Raw genomic sequence first — 19,453 nt, forward strand, 5'->3', positions numbered from 1 at the left:
AAAAAGAAATATATAATTTAGCCATGCAACCATACGTTGTATGGCTAAATTACTTTAAAACTAGAGTAAGATACGAAGTCTTTCATCAGATAGACTCGCAGTCGCAGGAGTGATAAGTAGTGAAAAAGTTCAAATGGAGCATCTTGTTGTTTATTATTTTAGCTCTTGTACTATCGACAGGGGTCTCCTATTTAGCATTAAATCAAAATGTTAAGAAAGCTAATGAGAATACTACACCAAAAATGACAGTTGCGTTGGTAAATGAAGATCAGGGCACTGTATTTGAGGGCAATAAAATAGCATTTGGAGATCAATTTGTTAAAAATGTAAATAAAAATACGAAACAAGAATGGTACGTAGTTAGTCGCGGGGTAGCAGAAAATGGATTGAAAAATAATAATTACAATATGATGATTGTTATTCCAAATGATTTTTCTAGGAAAGCAGTTGCGATTGATTCAGAGATTCCGGAGAAATTAACGTTAAACTACAAAGTAAATGCAACTGGGAATAAGGATTTGAAAGCTGAGGCAGAAAATACAGCTTCTGTTATTTTAGAAGATTTCAATAAGCAAATAATCGACGTTTATTTTGCGAGTATTATCGGTAAGCTACAAGGTGCACAAGATAATATAGGTAAAATAATTGAAAAAGGAAACGTTCAAACAACTATGTATAAAAAAGATATACATAGTCCGTTAGCAAATTACACAAATCAATTTAAAACAGTACAAGATTATACAGGTGTTTCTGTTAATAGTTTCAAAGGATTTCAGGATGTTTTAAAAGGTTTCGGTCAAGCGTTAGATGAAGGGAATAAATCAAACAGTACGTACTTAGATGGTTTTAATAACTTTCAAAAAATGCAAACTGATAACAATTTGTTAGCGAATAATTTCACAAATCAATTCAATCAATATATGAATGATATGAATACAGGCGATGCTTTAAAGCAATTAAGTGCATTGGAATCAGCTAATAAAAGTATTTCAAATCAATTTACGTTTTCAGAGAAAGAACCAAATATTTTAACTGATGCTGCAGCGATTCAAAAATATTTAGCAGATGTAAAAAAACAAGTATCTGAATATGATACAGAACTTGCAGGAAAGTTAGAAAGTGATATTCAAGAGACGGTAATTAAGAAGTTAAAGCAATCTATGTCGAATGATGGAAAGCAAGAAATCTTCATAAATACATTAATGAAACAACCAGATGCTCGAATAAAGAAACAAATCGAGAATTTAATTGCGAAATTACCTAGTTTAAACATGGAAGAAATCGGTCAAAGCGATTTACCAGATGCGACGAAATTACAACTGCAAAATGTAATTCAATTTACAAAAAAATATAATAAAGAAAATAATTTTTATTATGATCCTGTAAATAAAATATCTTTAGGAAACGCTATTAAAGAAGTAAAGGATAGACTTTATACAGAGGGAATTACATTTAGTGATACTGCGAAAGTAATTAAAATGGAATCTCCGCAAATTTTGAAGATAAAGATTCCAGAAGAATTTAAACTAGATGGAAGTACAGAAGCTTTATATATTGATGATGTGGATCGTACAAGTGATTTTCTTCAAAGCGAAGCAGGAGAAATTACAATAGCTCCTCGTAATGAAGGGGATATAAAGATTGATCTGCATGTGAAGTTAAAAGATCCAAACATCAATATAGATGTTTTCTCTCCTGTAATGTGGCAGTGGGAATTGAGTGGGACTCATACAAAAGAAACTAGTCCTGAAAAAGAAAAACCTAACAAAGAAGATAAAGGAACACAAACGGAAAATAGCAAGGTGGAAAATGTGGTTCATAAATCACAGTATGGCATAATGCCGTTAGTACACAGTGCTAAAACGCCTATTATTCAAAAAACAGAACAGAGTAATAATGGTGACAGTGTAAAGCCTGATACAGGAGGAAAACCTGATGCAGGAGGAAAACCTGATACAGGAGGAAAACCTGATACAGGAGGAAAACCTGATACAGGAGGAAAACCTGATACAGGAGGAAAACCTGATACAGGAGGAAAACCTGATACGGGAGGAAATCCAGACACAGGAGGAAAACCTGATACGGGAGGAAATCCAGACACAGGTGGAAAACCTGATACAGGAGGAAATCCAGACACAGGAGGAAAACCTGATACAGGAGGAAATCCAGACACAGGAGGGAAACCTGATACAGGAGGAAATCCAGACACGGGAGGAAAACCTGACACAGGCGAGAAGCCAGACACTGGGACAGATAATGGTAGCAATTCAAAAACTATTGAAAGTACAACGAATCAAGTTGTACATCAAAAAGCAGAAGTATTAACAAAAAATATATCTAGTGTATTAATTAAAGAAGCAGTAGATACAGTCGAAAGTTATCAAGGTTTAATGAGCCTTTACGAAATGTATTATGGGATTGATTTAAGAACGAAAGATGTAGGTCCTAAGTTAGAAGAGGGAAGTTTAGATGCAATTGCGACGGATCAATCTTTGTACTACGTATTAAATAAACAAAGTTTAATTGATTTAATTTCAAATCTTGTTTCATCAAGTATTACTACAGAAATAAAGCAAGATATGTCAGGTTTAAAACAAAAAATAAACTCTTATCAACAATCTATTACTAGTGCGGATCAAAATTCTATGCTACTAGCGGAGAAATTAAATGGAACGACGCAACAAGCAACTAGTATGAATGAAAATTTAGGAGAGTATGTAAAAGGTTTAGCGAAATGGCGTGAGAATAGCTTAAAGCTAGTTGAAGAGCAGCAAGTATTAACAACAAATCATGCTGGTGAGCAAACAGCTATTTTATCGTTAGATTCTGGTATTAAATCATTAATGATGCAAAGTCAGTCATTGGTCGAAAGTTCGAAGCATAGTTTAGCAACTTCAGACGATGTATATAAAACATTTGATCAAATTAATGGACAAGCAAAAGAAATTCAAGACAGCGGAACGACAATTGTTTCAAAAGCTGATTTATTATTAAATGACTTTACGAAGAAAATGGAAGATGATAAATCATTCTCCAAAAACTTTACGAAAATTTTAGCGAATAGCCGTATTGGAGATCGTCAAAATGAGATGCTATATGACTTTTTAGCTAGTCCAGTTCAAAAGCAAAATGATGGAGTAATTGTAGCAGGAAATGCTTTTACACCATACTTAATTGTATTAACTTGTTTCATTGTTGCATTATTTACAGCATACGCAATTGCGAATCAAGAAAAGAAACGAATGCAATCAGATCATTTTGAAGAGAAATTCTCATTAATTGATATGAATGTACCAACTACAGTAGTAGCTTTCGGTATATCAATTGTGGAAGGGATTAGTATAGGTATCATTTCTGGGCGTCTTTTAAAGTTCGGTCAGGATCAAAGTTTACTATGGATTGCGTTCATCACATTTATTATGATGGCGTTTGTATTGGTCTCAACCTACTTATTACGACAAATAAAAATGGTAGGAATGTTTATACTATTAGTATTTTTAAGCATGTACCTATTTTTAACTGAGGCAGTTGGAAGTAAAGTAGATCAAATGTCGTCTGTCGGAAAGATACGTCAATTCTCACCGCTTCAGTATATAGAAAGTTTTCTAAATGATTTTATTAGTGGTAAAGATACTGGGAAAGTTATTTTTGTCGTATTGTTTGTAATTGCCATTATTGGATTGGTTAGTAATCTATTTGTATGGCATAAGAAATGGGAGGAAAAAGAAGTAAATGATCAAACAATGGAGCATAGTGGCTAAGTTATCATTTCTCTCTATCCTTTTACTGTTTGTCGCGCTACCGATAAGGAGCGCGGCTGACAGTTATCTTGGTGATGATGGGAAGATTAAGTTTAAAGTGGATCGACTTGAAGAAAGCGACCAAGAAAAAAATAAAAAGGAACATAAGGAAACAGAATTAGATAAAGCATCGATTGAGTTATTTAACAAAGATATAGAAGAAGAAATTGAGAAAAAGAAAAAGAAAGAACAAAAAGATATGGAAGCTTTGCGAGATTCTCTTTTTACAAAACCAAAAGAGAATAATAGTGTTAAAGATACGAAAAATAGTTTGTTTAGCAGTGAATACATTGTCAGAAAAAGTGCAGATGAAGTAGCGAGTAATGAAACAATGAATGAAGAGCCAATTAGTATAACAATAATATTATTATTTGGCGGCGGCATTCTACTTATTTGCATCGGTATTTATACGGTTCTTCGTAAAAGTTGGAGGTAAAGCGATGGCAATACAAACACATATCAATGTGACAGTAGATTTTAGTAAATGGAATGGAAATACATATGATTTGCGTATTCCGAATCATCAATCTATTAAATATTTATTAAAAAACTTATTAGATACGCTAAAGATTGATAATCATGAAGGTTCACATTTTGTAATTAAAGTGAAAAATAAGTCAATTGTTTTAACAGATAATGATCGTTTAATTGATCACCAAATAACAGATGGAGATATTTTGCAAGTTTTATAAAGAATATTTTTTACTTTTAGTTATTTGAAAATAAGTTATTACGGGTTATAAAGAAAAGGAGAAGAGGATAAACATGACGGAAAAAATAATTCAAATTGATGCAATGAACTATCAATTTCAAATAGAAAAAGGAAATTGGAAATTGGAGATGACCAAATCTCAAACACGTATAAAAGACTTCCGTCAATTCGATATAATTACGGGCGAATCATCTGAATTTGTACCATTAACAATAGAAGAAACGGATGATATGTTTACGTTTCTATATCAAGTAGATAAAAAATTATATAAGTGGGACGATCTTAGCCGTTTTGGAAGAAATGAGAAATTAAGACTACTTCGGAATGTTGCGCAGTTTCGTAAATATTTAAATAAACGAATCACGTTCTTTTTACATCCAGACAATATAGTTTTTAATGCTAATTTAATACCAAGTATTATACATAGAGGAATTCGAGATATTGTTCCGCCAACCCCGTTATTAGAAGAGCAATTTTTAACACAATATAAGTGTCTAATTATTGCTTTATTCTCCCAAAAACATAACTTTGATGATTTGTATGCTGGGTTACTAAAAGATGCAAAAGAAACAACATTTGAACAGACCGTTGCTCAAATGGAAAGCTTAGATGCATTACTGCAGTTTCTTGATGACAGCTTTGAGAAGGAACAAACAAAAACAGAAAAAAATATGCAGTTAGTACCTAAAAAAAGCTATAAATCGTTTAAATACTTAGCTTTTTCCTTCATAGCGGCGACAGTTATTTTAGCTGCTCCTTTAATATATTTCACTTTTATAAAATTTCCTTATCAAAATAAATTGTTAGAAGCAAATGCAAGTTTCATAGCAACTGATTATGACAAAGTCATTACGCAATTGAATGAAGAGGAGTTTGAATCATTACCGATTGCATCTAAATATGAGTTAGCATTTGCATACATTACAGCTGAAAAACTAGGTGAAGCTCAAAAGAAATCGATTATGAAAAACATTAGTTTGAAAAGTGATGAAAAGTATTTGCTGTATTGGATGTATAACGGAAAAGGTAATTTTGATAAATCATTAGATTTAGCTAAGACACTTGATGATCCTCAGCTTATTATGTACGGCCTTGTTAAACAAATTGAATCACTGAAAAATAATCCAGATTTATCAGGGGAAGAACGTGATCAAAAGTTAAAAACATATGAGCAACAATTAGATGAATATAAAAAGAAATATGGCAATTCATCAAACGATAAAAATTTGTCGGACACAGAGAAAAAAGAGTAAGCACTTGATGAGACAGTTGAAAAGGAGCAGTGAACACGGATGGAGCAACTATTAGTATTGACTTATGGAGACAAAATATATAAGTGCACATTATATCCAAATGAGCAATCAATAGTGTCGATTGGAAAAGAGTGGACAAATGATATTACGAATCCAAGTTTAGAACAAGAAGTAGAGTTAAAGTGGAATAATGAAGTAAATGCTTGGATGGTACAGGATCAATTAATAGAATTCAATAAGGAAATTGAGATTGGGAAAACAAGAGATGTGAGCTTGAAAATCTTTATATCTATTGTTGGCACAACTAAAGTGTTTGATATCGGAACGAAACATTCTCTTACAGTGAGTCAAAACGATTACGATGATATTTCTATTACCGGGACTAGTGTAGATTTAATGCTATCTCGCGAAACGTTGTACGATTCTTTTAAAGTGAACGTGTATGGCGGGGATGTATTTCATAATTATACGAAGTTAAAAGATAGCGTTATGTTGGAATCAGGAGACGTATTATATTTTGATGGTATTTTATTGGAGATTGGTAGTGAAGACATTCAAGTACTTTCTTCAGAAAATAAAGTGAAATCTGCGTTACCTATTTTAGTAGAATCAGAAACGAATTATCAAAGTGGTTATCCAGACTATCATCGTTCACCACGTATTATTTACCGTGAACCAGAAGAGAAAATGACAATTGCAAAGCCTTCAAGTATGCCATCAAAACCAACGGAGCATTTAGCAAGAATCATTGCACCTTCACTTGTCATGATTGTCGTAACCGTATTACTTGCAATTTTCATGAAATATGGAATGTTTATTATCGCATCGATTGCGATGACCTTAGTAACAATCATTGTTTCTGTCACATCGTATATAAAAAATTTAAAGCAATATAAAGTCGACATTGTTGAACGAGATAAAAGCTATAGAGAGTATATAAAACAAAAAACGAAAGATTTACATGCAGAAAGTGAAAAACAGCGTCACGCATTACATTATCACAATCCAAATGTAGAAGTAATACGTAATATGGCAGTTCAAGTAAATCCTAGAATTTATGAAAAAACAATGTTACATCATGATTTCTTAACATTTAGCGTTGGAACAGGACAAGCTAATACGAGTTTTGAAATTCAATTTAATGAAGAAGAATTTAGTCAAACGAAAGATGAGTTAATTGATATAGCGCGTGAACTAAGACAGCGTTATCTATCATTAGAAGATGTACCAGTTGTAACAGATTTAATGAATGGACCAGTCGGTTATATTGGCCAACGCTCTTTAGTGTTAGAGCAATTACAATTATTAGTTGCACAAACGGCTTTATTCCATAGTTATTATGACTTGCAGTTTATTACTATTTTTCCGGAAGAAGAAAAAGAAAAATGGGATTGGATGCGCTGGTTACCTCATGGAAGTGTTCGCGATATAAATGTACGTGGATTTGTATACCATGATCGTAGCCGTGATCAAGTGTTAAATAGTTTGTATCAAATATTGAAAGAACGAAAATTAAAACTAGATGAAAAAAGTTCTACTAATGAAAAAATGTACTTTGCACCGCACTATGTCGTTCTCATTACAGATGAAAAACTAATATTAGACCATGTTGTTATGGAATTTTTTAATGATGATCCGAGTCAATTAGGTGTATCACTTGTATTTGTACAAGATGTTATGCAAAGTTTACCGGAGCATGTGAAAACGGTAATAGATATAAGAGATGCAAAACAAGGGAACATCATCTTAGAGCAAGGAGAGCTTGTTAACCGTCAATTTAAACTAAATCACGTACCGAAAGGGTTCAATTTAGAAGATATTTCACGGGCATTAGCACCATTAAATCATTTGCAAAACTTAAAAAATAGTATTCCAGAAAGCGTAACATTTTTAGAAATGTACGGCGTTGAAAAAGTAAAAGAACTGAATATCACAAGTCGTTGGGAGAAAAATGCAGCGCATAAATCTTTAGCTGTACCACTTGGATTACGTGGTAAAGAAGATATCGTAAACTTAAACTTACACGAAAAAGCACACGGACCACACGGATTAATAGCAGGTACAACAGGTTCAGGTAAATCGGAAATTATACAATCGTATATTTTATCTCTAGCAGTCAATTTCCACCCGTACGAAGTAGCCTTTTTACTAATTGACTATAAAGGCGGCGGAATGGCGAATTTATTCAAAAACTTACCGCATTTATTAGGAACAATTACGAACTTAGATGGAGCACAAAGTATGAGAGCGCTCGCATCAATTAAAGCTGAATTGCAAAAAAGACAACGCTTATTTGGGGAAAATGATGTAAACCATATTAATCAGTATCAAAAACTGTATAAAGAAGGCTTAGTAAGTGAACCGATGCCGCATCTATTTTTAATTAGTGATGAATTCGCGGAACTGAAGTCAGAACAACCAGAATTTATGAAAGAGTTAGTTTCAACAGCGCGTATCGGTCGTTCACTCGGGATCCATTTAATATTAGCTACGCAAAAACCGAGTGGTGTTGTAGATGATCAAATTTGGAGTAACTCGAAATTCAAACTAGCACTAAAAGTTCAAAATACGTCAGATAGTAATGAAATCTTAAAAACGCCAGATGCCGCTGAAATTACATTACCAGGACGTGCTTACTTACAAGTTGGGAATAATGAAATTTATGAACTATTCCAATCAGCTTGGAGCGGAGCAGACTATGTAGAAAACAAAGAGGATAAAGAACATTTAGACGCAACAATCTATGCAATAAATGATCTAGGACAATATGAAATATTAAGTGAAGACTTAAGTGGACTTGGTAGCAGTAAAGAAGTAATAAGCGTACCATCTGAACTGGATGCTGTTATTGACTACATTCACGATTACGCAGAAGTAAATGAAATTGAAGCATTAGCAAGACCGTGGTTACCACCACTTCCAGAAAGCGTATATTTACAAGACTTACATGCTATTCAGTTCAAAGAAGCATGGACGAAAGAAAAGAAACCATTACAAGCAACAATTGGCCTACTAGATCAGCCTGAATTACAATCACAAACACCATTAACACTAGATATTAGTAAAGACGGACACGTAGCGGTCTTCTCAAGTCCAGGCTACGGAAAATCAACATTCTTACAATCAGTCATTATGGATGTAGCTCGTCAGCATAGTCCGGAGCATTTGCATGTGTATTTATTAGACTTCGGAACAAATGGCTTAATGCCATTAAAATCTTTACCGCATGTGGCAGACATCATTACATTAGACCAAGTTGAAAAATGCGAGAAATTTCTTCGTCGCATAGAAGACCTATTAAAAGATAGAAAGCAATTGCTAAGTAAATATGGTGTTGCGAGTCTTGAAATGTATGAGAGAGCTAGTAAAGAAGTATTACCAACAATATTAATTACGTTAGATAACTATGATGCTGTTAGAGAAGCTGGATTTGTCGAAGACTTTGAACGCATTATTGCACAAATTGTACGTGAAGGGGCAGCAGTAGGAATTCATTTAATGCTTACGGCTACACGTCAAAATGCATTGAGAGTACAAGTAAATACAAATATTAAACTACAAATTGCTCTATATATGATAGATGAGGCAGAATCTAGAGCTATTGTAGGAAGAACAGACTTAAAAATTGAAGAATTAGCAGGCCGTGGTTTAGTTAAAATTGACGAACCAACAATCTTCCAAACAGCTTTACCGACAAATGGAGAAGATGTCCTTACTCGAATTGAAAATATACAAGCTGAAGGAAAAGAGATGGATTCCTTCTGGGATGGAAAAAGACCGAAAGCAATTCCTATGGTACCTGAAGTTCTGGAATACAAGGAATTCATTGCATGGCCAGAAACAAGAAAAATTATTGAAGCAGGCAAACTAACATTTGGTGTAGAGACAGAAAACGTTACGCCTCTCGAATTAGATTTAACGGAAGCGTCTAATATTGTTGTAGGGGGAATTAAGAAAGATGAAGTTGAAAATGTAGTTCATCAATTCCTTCAACAGTTAGCAGACAGTGGACACTTTGACCTAGGTTTAATTGATACAAGAACACGAAATTTCTCAAACTATAGAGAGAGCGCTGCTTTATATGTAGCTGAAAAAACAGGAATTGAGAAAACGATTAAACAAGTTACAAACGCTTATAAATCGAGAGAAGCGGCGTTTAAAGAGGAGCAGGAAGCATCAAGTGAAACAGTGAACCCGGCAGAATTTATTAAGAAATTTAAGCCGATTGTAATCGTAATTGCAGATGTAAATGATATTTTAAGTAATTTAGAAGATAGCGATATATATAGTTTAGCGGAATTAATAACAAATGGTGCATTTATGGGCATCCACTTCGTAATTGGCTGTGATGTTGATTCAATTGACAGTCGATACGACTTAGTTTCAAAAACAATAAAAACGCAATCTCATGTTATTTTACTTAGAAAATCATCAGGCCAAATGGTCTTCGATGTATCTAATAAAGATTTAAGTAGTACAAAATTAAATCCATTTGAAGGGTATTTTGTTGAAAATCGTTTTGCTACTAGAATTAAAGTGCCAACTATTTAAGGGGGGATTTGCATGGGGATAGAGGAATTAAATAGTCAAAAATCGGGTTTATTAAGTAGTATAAGTCATCAACAAGGGCAATTGGCTGAATTACAAATGAAACTACGAAGGCTAATAACTGCTAAGGGGAAATTTGTAAATAATCTTGAAGCAATTAAACAAAATCAAGAGCAGTTTAAGTCTTTAGAAATAAACGAGAGTAGTTGGAAAGGGCAAAGAGCAACTACTTTTAAAGAAACATATGAACAACAAGTCATTTCGAATTTAGGGAAGTTTATCGGAGAACTAGGGAGAGTGCAAGAAGACATCGATCAAGCTATACGGCGGCTTGAAAGAGAAATCGCTACATGTGAGTCTAGTATTCTTTCTCTAAGTAGAAGTGTTTCAATGGTTGACGCTAGTATTCAAGTAGAAGTACAGAAGGCGGGGAAATGATAAATGGGGGAAATTAAATTAAATAAAGGGGTATTTGATGCGAAAGTAAGTGATTTGAAAAGTGGTGCTAGTGATTTAGGTAAGACTAAATTTAATGGTATGCAGTTACATCGTACGAATTTGACTAGGCTGATTCAATATTGTGAAGCAATTGAACAGTTATCTCAAAAGGTGCAGCGATACGAACAGATATTAGAAAATGACTTAAATAAAATACAACAAACTGGGGAGAAAATAGTCGAAAAAGACGAACAACTTGAGAAGCAATTAAGGATCGGTTCAATTCATCATGCTATGAAAAATTAAAATAGGGTGGGAGAAGAGTGGATAAAAATATAGAGTTACAAGAAGTAAAAGAACTTCAAAATAGATTTCAAGCAAGTGCCACTGAGTTGAATCAACAGTTTGAATGTTTGATGCAAAAAATACTTGATTTTACAGAGATTAACTCTTTTCAAGGGAAAGCTGCTTCTGATATTAAAAATTATTTATCTACAGTTCATGGAAGTATTATTTTTAAGTATATGGAAGCAGTGGAATTATTAAAAGAACAATTTCAAAAAAGTATTAATGATTTCAATAGTACTGTTGACAGTGATGCTGATACGAAAATTTATGGGATTTACTTGGATGATGTAAAGAAAAAAATTAATGGGTATAGTGAAGGATTTAATCTATCTAATGACCAAGCAAAACAAACAGTGGGGTCTGTTAGCGACATCATCGCAATTCAATATCCATCATCAGCAGGGATCATGGAAGGGTCTATAAAAAGCCAAAAGGAAATTAGTGACACTTTAGAAAAATTAGAAGCTTATAATAGTAACCAAAGTGACCTACAGACGTTTCAAGAAATGATGCGTGAGTTAGATGATGGAATGAATCGAGTACAAGCTTATGGTGGGGATTTTTCTAGTGATTCAATAGAAAAAATAATGCCCGAAGAATGGGTAGCAGCAACAGTTGTGAATTCGAAAGCTTGGATAGGCGGTTTTAATAAAGGAAATAAATGGGGAAAAGGAGTGGTATCTTCATTTTTGCGCTACCATTATATGAAAAAAGTTTTAGGGTTTGGTACGCAGTTTGACATTATAGATGGTGAGGGACAATTTTTATTAAAAACAACCAAACCGAAACAAATGGTAGAAGCTCTTGAATTTTTAAAGGCTGATAAGAACGAGGATCATATTTTTAAATTTCTTAAAGGTAGAGTAGAAGAGTATTTAACTGGTTGGATGAGGCCAACTGATCCAAAAGTAACAGATAGAGAAGTAAGAATAGCGAAAAGAGAGATTGTGGAATTACCGGAATTCAAAGCGTATAAAGATTTCCATGTAGATTGGGATAAGAATGGGTTTGTGAAGGCTGTGGGAAATAATTCTTGGAGTTCACTTAAAACAGAACTTGGAAAAGGTATTACTGATTTGAAGCCTTGGAAATGGAAGGATACACTCAAAGAATTAGGTGGAGTAGGGAAAACAATGAAAAGTTTTGGGATAGCTGGATCTGTACTTTCCGTTGCAAATAATGTTGTAGAGGCTAGCGATAATGCTGAAAAGAACGGTGGTTGGCAATTACATGACGTTGTGGATATAGCAACGGATTCAGCGGTAGATGTTGGAGCAACTGCTGGAGCAGCTGCAACTGGTGCTGTAGTAGGTTCATTTTTCCTGCCGCCTATTGGGACAGCAGTTGGAGCAGCGGTTGGGATAGGAGCTACATTTTTAATGAATGAAAAATTTGAAACTTTTGGAGGAGAAAGTTTGGTAAGTGGTACAAAAAAAGGTATAAAATCAGTGACTAAGAAAATTGCATCTTTATTTTGGTAATATACTATAGTTCGGGGGAAGGTGGAATTAACAAATGTGGAACATAAAAGAAGAAGATTTAGATGAATTTAAAATAACATGTAGAAATCGTTTAAGCCCTGAAAGAGCTATGGTGTTTATGTTTGGTGGAATGCTTTATAGTTCGTTATTGATGCTTTTTATTTTTGTAGCATTAATTAGATTTGGTTGGGATTACTACCCGACTCTTTTTGACACAGTAATAGTCAGGATGGAATTGTTGTTATATAGCCTACAAGTAATCTTTTTTATTATATATCTCATCCCTAAGGTACGTTTTAAATTTCAAAAGTTCCAGACATTGGTGATATTATTATATGCGTTTCAGTTAGGTACTATAGGTCTTACGGCATTTGTTCTTCCAGGGATGAGTAATTATTCTACTAATCTTATTACGCTTATTTATGTAGGTTTACTAGTATTAGGAGCAATACTTGTTCATGGTGTAACAACAGTTGATACTTTTAAACAAGCAAGTAAAGGTGCATTTAGTATGGGAGAAAGATCTACTTCATTTTTTAATAAGGTAAAGAAAAATGTAATGTTTGGTGTGGCAATTTATGTACTAATTCTTCTCGTTTTAATTTATGTACAAAATAATTACTCATTGAGCATAATGTTTGGTTACTTTATATTTACGTTCATCATGTACGCGGTAGCCATAGGGGCAGCTGAGTTCCAATTATTAGCCTATTGTAGATTTAAATTTCCATCATTTTACATTTCGTGGGAGGAACACGAAAGGGAACGTCAGAAAAGACTAAAGCTTTATGAAGAAAAGGAAAAAAAACAAGCCAAAGAAATAAAATAAGTTTTGCATCTTAAACATTCATTACTACATATGTAGTAATGAATGTTTATAAATTAATACTATGAAAAGGAGTAGATTTTGTGAAAGTTCAGCATAAAGCATTGTCACTTTTAAATTTAATAAGCATTACTCAAATTGTAAAAAAAGAAGATTGGTTGTTACCTGCAAGAGCACTTAGAAATCAAGTAGTTCGTAATGGGATATATGCAGTAGGACCTGTTCTATATAAATATTCACAGTTAGAAAATGAACCAGAATATGGGGAATATACGTATTGTATTCCTGTCAATGGAAGAGTTGATTTAGGTGAGAGCTCTGCATATGAGTATTATGATGCTTTAATTATTAAGAGTGCTCTATGTGTGCGATTTACAGATGAAGATGGTGATATTGAGGATGCTTATAACCTAATACGTGAGGTTGCAGAGCAGCATCATATGAAATTAGATAGTAGTTTTTATCACGTATGTTTAGATGTATATGGTGATACGTGGTTAGATATTTATGCTCCTATTATAGAAGTAGGTGAAACAGTGAAATGCTAATTGAAAAACAAAGTATTGCATATACAAATGTTGTTTCAAGAGAATACATTTTTCATTACCCCGATATGAAAGAAGCAATTGAAGATTTTATGTCAGAAATTTCAAAAGTAAATTTAACGATAAAAGGTCCTATGTTTTACGCTTTGAAAAATATACCGTCTGATGGAAATATGTATATTGAATTATTTATGCCGGTAAATGAAGATAAAATTCCAATGTCAGAAACACTACAATTTAGAAGTTATTACTATGTTGATGAGATGCTCATGAAACGATATACGGGAGATTATGAAAAATTAACAGAGCAGGTATATGGTGAAATGCTTCAGTATATGGAGGATAATAATCTGAATTTAGCCTCGCCAATTTATCATGTGTTTAGCGGTGATGAGTCTTTACAGTATGTTGAAGTGAAGATTGCTGTATTTAATGAAGAATAATATTTTAAGCTTGTGACTTTTAAAATATGGAAATATCATAAAAGAGATAGTTTTGAATAGGGTTTGGGGAAATGACATAAATAAAACCTTCTCTTCTTGTTAGAATGAGGAGGTTTTTTTATTCTAAAATCTATATGCAATTGATTGAATAGTTCGACATGAGATTTTTCAGTTGGGTCAATCTGTATGGGGAGTAGTTACGTTCTGCAGTTCGCTTTGTTCTTATTTTGAAAGGGAAGATTTATTCGAAAGTCAATTTGGAAAGAGGGAAAGGTGTTATCTTGGATAAAAATCGGAATATTTCGAAAGTAGAGAAAAGTTTTTTTGAAAGGACAATAGTATCTATCTATAAAGCGTTAGAATTTATAGTGAAATATACAATGATTCTAATAATAATAATGTCAATATTTGTGATAATTGCTGCTGTTTATTTTAAAATATATGAGGGTATAGGGGCAGGTGTATTCCTCTTAATCTCGTCATTATTTGCATATGTGGTGTTTTTTAAGAAAAGTAAAAATGCCTAAATTAATAGTGAAAATAAAATTAAAAAGATTAACTATAATACGTTATTTCAAGAGGGAAAGTTTTGAATATGGCATGAATGTATAACAGCAAGAAAACCTTCTCTTTTCATTAAAATGAGAAGGTTTTTATATTTAATCTACATGATTTAAATGAATGTAGTTAAAGGTGGGACACTTGAATGCGGGATATAAAAGAAGATTTAGATAAATTCCGGATGATATGTAAACATCGTTGGAGTCCTGAGGATGCTTTAGGATTTATGATAGGAACAATAAGGGAACGTAATGAAACTAAAAATGCCTAGAGTAACTGGTGACAGTATGAAGTTAAAGAGGAAAGCGAAGCAAGATTATGTGAATTATGAAAAGTCTTTTCATAATAATAAATCATTCTAAGGGAGCTGATTTGTTTTGAAGAATTGAAGATCAATTTGCAGCTAAGTTTAAAATGTGGCGGAGTAAGTTGGGTGAATCATAGACGTAAGAAAAAGAAACCGAAACAAATAAGAAAGGAAGCTGTTCAGATAAAACCGATAGTAGAAGAAAAACCACTAAAGAAGAGTAGCAACAAGTTAGTTGATATTCTCCTAGGTATTCTTCTTTTTCCAATTCTTATATGGGCTGTCTTGGAAGGTTGTACAACACAATTAAGCAAAGGGAAGACTTTCTTTATTATCGTTTTCTTTCTCTTAATTGCAATAGGGTTATCTATGATAGGAAACAAATAAGGAGGAGTGCAGATGTTTAAGAAGAAGGAGAAAAAAAACATTTACGTTAGATTGGTAAACACACAAGGGGAAATCATTCGAGAGTTTAATTGTACAGAAAAAGACTTGCGAAAAGTAAAAGAAAATGGTACTGAAATTCGTTTGGTTGGAGATAACTCATATGAGATGGTAGCAACCGATGAACAATTACAAAAACTAGCAAGAGCTGAAGCAGAAATCGAAGCGGAAATTAAGGCATGGGAAGATGCTTTAAATGAGAGTTTGGATGAACGCGAAGAAAGAGAAGCGAGACAGAAGGAATTGAAAGAAAAGAATAAATGGAGTACAAAGAAGAAAGTAATCGTATTTGGACTCATATTCTTTGTATTTATTGGATTACCTATTATCGAAGGGTATCAAAATAGTAAACTAGTTGAAGAAGGTACATCGTTAAATGCAGAAATTGTAGGTAGGCACGTAGAGGAGGAATTTATATTTACACACCCCACACTAGTAGTTAAGGTAGATGGTAAAAAGCATAATGTATGGGTAAGTGAAGAGACATATAACGGAGCAGAGTGGTTAGGTAGACTAAAAGTCATCAAAACAAAAGATGGTAAAGTTGAGAAAGACCCTAGATATGAGGGTGAAGACTTAATTACGAGTTATTAAGCAGTATGTTTTTAGTATTCGCTTCTCTCAAATTAAATAACATTATTATTTGCAAAAATCGAATCCATTAAAATAAAAAACAAATTTTAAATAACTGTAATAACCTCCTAGCATATTGTCAATGGGAGGTTATCAACTTTCTCAAGATACAATTGTGATAACAGTAACGTTTTTACTAAGTGAGTGCAATTTCAGAGAAACAAAAATAGAGTATGAGGGATATGCTTAAGTGAAAGAGAGAAGAATATTTAGAGCTTTTGAGGAGAAAGAAGGCTATTTGTACTATCAAAAGCATTCGGATTATGTACGGCAATTAATGTAGTGATGATATACATACAAGATTCTCTAAATTTAGTTATACAAAAGATGAAGATACTTAAAAAAGTTACGAATGTAATGGGAATTTAGTGAATGAAAATTATTTAAACTGTATAGAAGGTGAAAAACTGAATGTGGAACATAAAAGAAGAAGATTTAGATCAATTTAGGATTACATGTAGAAATCGTTTAAGTCCTGAAGGTGCGACGGGATTTATGATGGGAACAATCATTTTTGTTTCATTATTGATGTTTTTTATTTTCGTAGCACTAGTTACAGATGGTTGGGATTACTATTCAACTTTTTTCGACAAAATAATTGTTAGCATTGAATTAGTTTTATATAGTTTACAAATAATTTTTTTAATACTATATCTATTTTCGAAAGCTCGTTTTAAATTTCAAAAGTTACAAACGCTCGTTGTAATATTATATGCATTTCAATTAGGTACAATAACATTTACAGCGTTAGTTCTTCCTGGAATGACTGACTATTCAATTGATCGAATGACTTTAATTTGTGTAGGGTTATTATTTATAGGAGCCGTTATCGTTCATATTGTGACAACAATTGATACGTTTAAGCAAGCAAGTGAAGGTGCGTTTAGTATGGATGAGAGGTCTCAATCATTTTTTAGTGAAACAAAAGAAAGAATGATAAAAGGTAGTATGGTATATAACTTAGTCCTTCTAATAATCATTTATTTCCATAATGATTATGACTTTGATACGTTAATTTTGTATGTAGTAGGGACAATTGTAATGCATGCAGTAGCCATCGGAGCAGCTGAATTCCAGCTCTTAGTGTACTGTAGATTCAAATTCAAGTCATTTAATATGACATGGGAAGAGAATGAGAGAATGCGTGGGAGATTTCGAAAGCGAAATACAAAATTCAAAACGAAAAGTAAGTAAGAGTGAAATAGAATTTAAGTGTATGAGAATTATTTAAACTGTATAGAAGGTGAAAAAGCTGAATGTGGAATATAAAAGAAGAAGATTTAGATGAGTTTCGAATGACATGTAGAGTAAGATTAAGTCCTGAGGGAGCTACAGGATTTATGATGGGGGGCATACTCTTTAGTTCAATAATTATATTTTCTATCGTTTTATCAGGTGGTTGGGAGTATTGTAAGGTTCTCTTTGGAATGGGAATTGTAAAGTTTGAGCTGTTTTTATACAGTGTGCAATTCATTTTTTTAATACTATATTCGTTTCCAAAAGCTCGTTATAAATTTCAAAAATTACAAACAATTGTCGTGTTATTATACGCATTTCAATTAGGAACGATTGGGCTCACAGCTTTAATTGTTTCTGAAATAGCTAATAATTCGATTGATGTTTTGACATTGACGCTTGCAAGTTTATTATTTTTAGGAGCAATAATTTTTCATATTGTGACAACAATTGATACGTTTAAACAAGCGAGTAAAGGTGTTTTTAGTATGGATGAGAGATCTAAATCATTTTTTAGTAATACAAAGATGAATGTACTGAAGGGAGTAATGATATACGTACCACTCCTTCTGGTTTTAATTTATTTTTGTAACGACTATGGGTTTGATGCTTTACTAATGTATGTGGTTGGGAGCATTTTAATGTATGCAGTAGCAATCGGTGCAGCTGAATTTCAGCTATTAGCATATTGCAGATTTAAATTTCCGTCATTTAATAAAACGTGGGAGCAACATAAAAGAGAGACTCCAAGATATCGAAAGAAAAATAAAAAAGGTAAATCGAAACGTAAGGCATAAAGAAAGTGCGTATTGTAAGTTTTGATGATAGAAAAGTAATTATTTACAGGAGAGTATTTTAACTTCTAAAAGAAAATTTAATTATGTAAGGTGATTAAAGTGATTAGAAGGTTATCTGATCGAAAATGTAGAGTGGGTAGTGTGATGATGAAATGAACACAAAAAAGGTTTCTAAAATGATTACTATCATAATAACAATCAGCCTACTACAAGCATGTAGTTTTTTTGAAAAAAAGATAGAATATGAGCCATTTGTCAAAGCTTTGGATGAAGGTGATATGAAAAAGGTTATGTCCGCTAGTGATGATGGATATGCCTATGTGAAACAAAGAGGTATATATAGTACATATGAGCAAAAGGAAGATGGAGAGCACAGTAAAACAATCTATCAAACTTCGAAAGGCATATATAATACGAAAGATAAAAGTTTATATGGAAATACAACACAAGAAATTACCTCGGAAGTAGATAATAAAAATTATAAAGAAGAAGTTAATTATAGTACAAATATTAGTTATGAGAATGGACAGGTACAAAGTACGGATTCAGGTCTGGATGTTTCATACGTGAACTTAATTGTAGATCGTTTAAAAGGGATAGGGAAACTAAAGATGAAGCCAGGAGGTGATATAAAAAAGTTTGGTCAGCCTAGTACTGTTGGATATACATTAACTGAATCAGAGTTTCAAAATATTATTAATGATAAGTTGAAAATACAATATGATGAATATGGTGGTGGATCGATCGCACTGCATATTGAGTTTACAAAGGGCTCAGAGCAGATATTGGAAGTGAGTATTGTAGTGAATTATAAAAAGAGAAATGAAGAAGGAAAGTCAGTAGAACACATATCACAAATACACACATACTTTGATAGTCAACAAGGTAATAATCAGGACGCGAGACAGGAATATATTGATTTTAAAGCACAGTATAATAAGAAGCAGTAATATTAAAAAGAGCATTTGCACGTAATGATAATAGCGACATAAGTGGAATAAATGTTTCATAAATATAGTGGAAAGAATTTGAGGGTAAACGCCCCAATTGCTGGAGTAGATGCAACTGGGGCATTTATCTG

17 protein-coding genes are annotated in these 19,453 nt (G+C 32.9%); all 17 read left to right on the plus strand.

From position 1 onward, the window contains the following. The first annotated feature begins 119 nt into the window (after positions 1-119). The 17 genes from esaA to NST86_RS10300 all read left to right on the plus strand — a co-directional run bounded on the left by esaA (position 120) and on the right by NST86_RS10300 (position 19,322). Positions 120-3,761, plus strand: a complete 3,642-nt coding sequence (gene esaA / locus NST86_RS10220; protein WP_313886389.1) for a type VII secretion protein EsaA — start codon at positions 120-122, stop codon at positions 3,759-3,761. Next, positions 3,733-4,236, plus strand: a complete 504-nt coding sequence (essA, locus tag NST86_RS10225) for a type VII secretion protein EssA (protein WP_000595655.1) — start codon at positions 3,733-3,735, stop codon at positions 4,234-4,236. Before esaA ends, essA begins: the two co-directional genes overlap by 29 nt. A 4-nt stretch (positions 4,237-4,240) precedes the next feature. Then, positions 4,241-4,492 carry an EsaB/YukD family protein gene (locus NST86_RS10230; protein WP_001007571.1) on the plus strand — a complete coding sequence of 84 codons (252 nt, stop codon included), beginning with the start codon at positions 4,241-4,243 and terminating at the stop codon, positions 4,490-4,492. 73 nt (positions 4,493-4,565) lie between these two features. Further along, the gene (gene essB / locus NST86_RS10235; protein ID WP_086424324.1) at positions 4,566-5,765 is read left to right on the plus strand and encodes a type VII secretion protein EssB; all 1,200 of its coding nucleotides are present in this window, start codon (positions 4,566-4,568) and stop codon (positions 5,763-5,765) included. A 39-nt stretch (positions 5,766-5,804) separates the two neighbouring features. Next, the gene (gene essC, locus NST86_RS10240; RefSeq protein WP_086424323.1) at positions 5,805-10,316 is read left to right on the plus strand and encodes a type VII secretion protein EssC; all 4,512 of its coding nucleotides are present in this window, start codon (positions 5,805-5,807) and stop codon (positions 10,314-10,316) included. Positions 10,317-10,328: 12 nt separating this feature from the next. Continuing rightward, positions 10,329-10,751 carry a YwqH-like family protein gene (locus NST86_RS10245; protein ID WP_000510565.1) on the plus strand — a complete coding sequence of 141 codons (423 nt, stop codon included), beginning with the start codon at positions 10,329-10,331 and terminating at the stop codon, positions 10,749-10,751. A gap of 3 nt (positions 10,752-10,754) precedes the next feature. Beyond that, positions 10,755-11,057, plus strand: a complete 303-nt coding sequence (locus NST86_RS10250; RefSeq protein WP_016117668.1) for a TIGR04197 family type VII secretion effector — start codon at positions 10,755-10,757, stop codon at positions 11,055-11,057. A 17-nt stretch (positions 11,058-11,074) separates the two neighbouring features. Beyond that, entirely contained in the window at positions 11,075-12,580 is a 1,506-nt protein-coding gene (locus NST86_RS10255; RefSeq protein ID WP_086424321.1) for a T7SS effector LXG polymorphic toxin, read from the plus strand. Between the two features lie 34 nt (positions 12,581-12,614). Next, on the plus strand, positions 12,615-13,409 hold the full coding sequence (locus NST86_RS10260; protein WP_016117670.1) for a hypothetical protein: 795 nt from the start codon (positions 12,615-12,617) through the stop codon (positions 13,407-13,409). A gap of 80 nt (positions 13,410-13,489) precedes the next feature. Next, positions 13,490-13,954 (plus strand): DUF5085 family protein, encoded by a 465-nt coding sequence (locus tag NST86_RS10265; RefSeq protein WP_061113066.1) that lies wholly within the window; start codon positions 13,490-13,492, stop codon positions 13,952-13,954. Beyond that, on the plus strand, positions 13,948-14,394 hold the full coding sequence (locus tag NST86_RS10270; protein ID WP_086424320.1) for a DUF5085 family protein: 447 nt from the start codon (positions 13,948-13,950) through the stop codon (positions 14,392-14,394). The genes NST86_RS10265 and NST86_RS10270 overlap by 7 nt, the downstream gene beginning before the upstream one ends. 281 nt (positions 14,395-14,675) lie before the next feature. After that, on the plus strand, positions 14,676-14,921 hold the full coding sequence (locus NST86_RS10275) for a hypothetical protein (RefSeq protein WP_313894952.1): 246 nt from the start codon (positions 14,676-14,678) through the stop codon (positions 14,919-14,921). A gap of 467 nt (positions 14,922-15,388) precedes the next feature. Then, entirely contained in the window at positions 15,389-15,649 is a 261-nt protein-coding gene (locus NST86_RS10280) for a hypothetical protein (protein ID WP_063261715.1), read from the plus strand. Positions 15,650-15,661: 12 nt separating this feature from the next. After that, positions 15,662-16,300: a hypothetical protein gene (locus NST86_RS10285; RefSeq protein ID WP_140159132.1), complete on the plus strand. Its 639-nt coding sequence runs from the start codon at positions 15,662-15,664 to the stop codon at positions 16,298-16,300. A 450-nt stretch (positions 16,301-16,750) separates the two neighbouring features. Next, positions 16,751-17,533, plus strand: a complete 783-nt coding sequence (locus NST86_RS10290) for a hypothetical protein (RefSeq protein ID WP_086424318.1) — start codon at positions 16,751-16,753, stop codon at positions 17,531-17,533. A 62-nt stretch (positions 17,534-17,595) separates the two neighbouring features. Next, positions 17,596-18,372 carry a hypothetical protein gene (locus NST86_RS10295; RefSeq protein ID WP_016117681.1) on the plus strand — a complete coding sequence of 259 codons (777 nt, stop codon included), beginning with the start codon at positions 17,596-17,598 and terminating at the stop codon, positions 18,370-18,372. 176 nt (positions 18,373-18,548) lie between these two features. Next, entirely contained in the window at positions 18,549-19,322 is a 774-nt protein-coding gene (locus NST86_RS10300; RefSeq protein ID WP_016117683.1) for a DUF3952 domain-containing protein, read from the plus strand. Positions 19,323-19,453 lie beyond the last annotated feature (131 nt).

Source organism: Bacillus sp. FSL L8-0199, assembly GCF_038005705.1.
In the GTDB taxonomy this organism is placed as follows: Bacteria; Bacillota; Bacilli; order Bacillales; family Bacillaceae_G; genus Bacillus_A; species Bacillus_A cereus.

Excerpts from the sequence above, each read along its gene's own strand:
- essA (WP_000595655.1), top strand. The coding sequence starts at position 3,733 with ATGATCAAACAATGGAGCATAGTGGCTAAGTTATCATTTCTCTCTATC.
- NST86_RS10230 (WP_001007571.1), top strand. The coding sequence starts at position 4,241 with ATGGCAATACAAACACATATCAATGTGACAGTAGATTTTAGTAAATGG.
- essB (WP_086424324.1), top strand. The coding sequence starts at position 4,566 with ATGACGGAAAAAATAATTCAAATTGATGCAATGAACTATCAATTTCAA.
- essC (WP_086424323.1), top strand. The coding sequence starts at position 5,805 with ATGGAGCAACTATTAGTATTGACTTATGGAGACAAAATATATAAGTGC.
- NST86_RS10245 (WP_000510565.1), top strand. The coding sequence starts at position 10,329 with ATGGGGATAGAGGAATTAAATAGTCAAAAATCGGGTTTATTAAGTAGT.
- NST86_RS10250 (WP_016117668.1), top strand. The coding sequence starts at position 10,755 with ATGGGGGAAATTAAATTAAATAAAGGGGTATTTGATGCGAAAGTAAGT.
- NST86_RS10260 (WP_016117670.1), top strand. The coding sequence starts at position 12,615 with ATGTGGAACATAAAAGAAGAAGATTTAGATGAATTTAAAATAACATGT.
- NST86_RS10270 (WP_086424320.1), top strand. The coding sequence starts at position 13,948 with ATGCTAATTGAAAAACAAAGTATTGCATATACAAATGTTGTTTCAAGA.
- NST86_RS10285 (WP_140159132.1), top strand. The coding sequence starts at position 15,662 with ATGTTTAAGAAGAAGGAGAAAAAAAACATTTACGTTAGATTGGTAAAC.
- NST86_RS10290 (WP_086424318.1), top strand. The coding sequence starts at position 16,751 with ATGTGGAACATAAAAGAAGAAGATTTAGATCAATTTAGGATTACATGT.
- NST86_RS10295 (WP_016117681.1), top strand. The coding sequence starts at position 17,596 with ATGTGGAATATAAAAGAAGAAGATTTAGATGAGTTTCGAATGACATGT.
- NST86_RS10300 (WP_016117683.1), top strand. The coding sequence starts at position 18,549 with ATGATTACTATCATAATAACAATCAGCCTACTACAAGCATGTAGTTTT.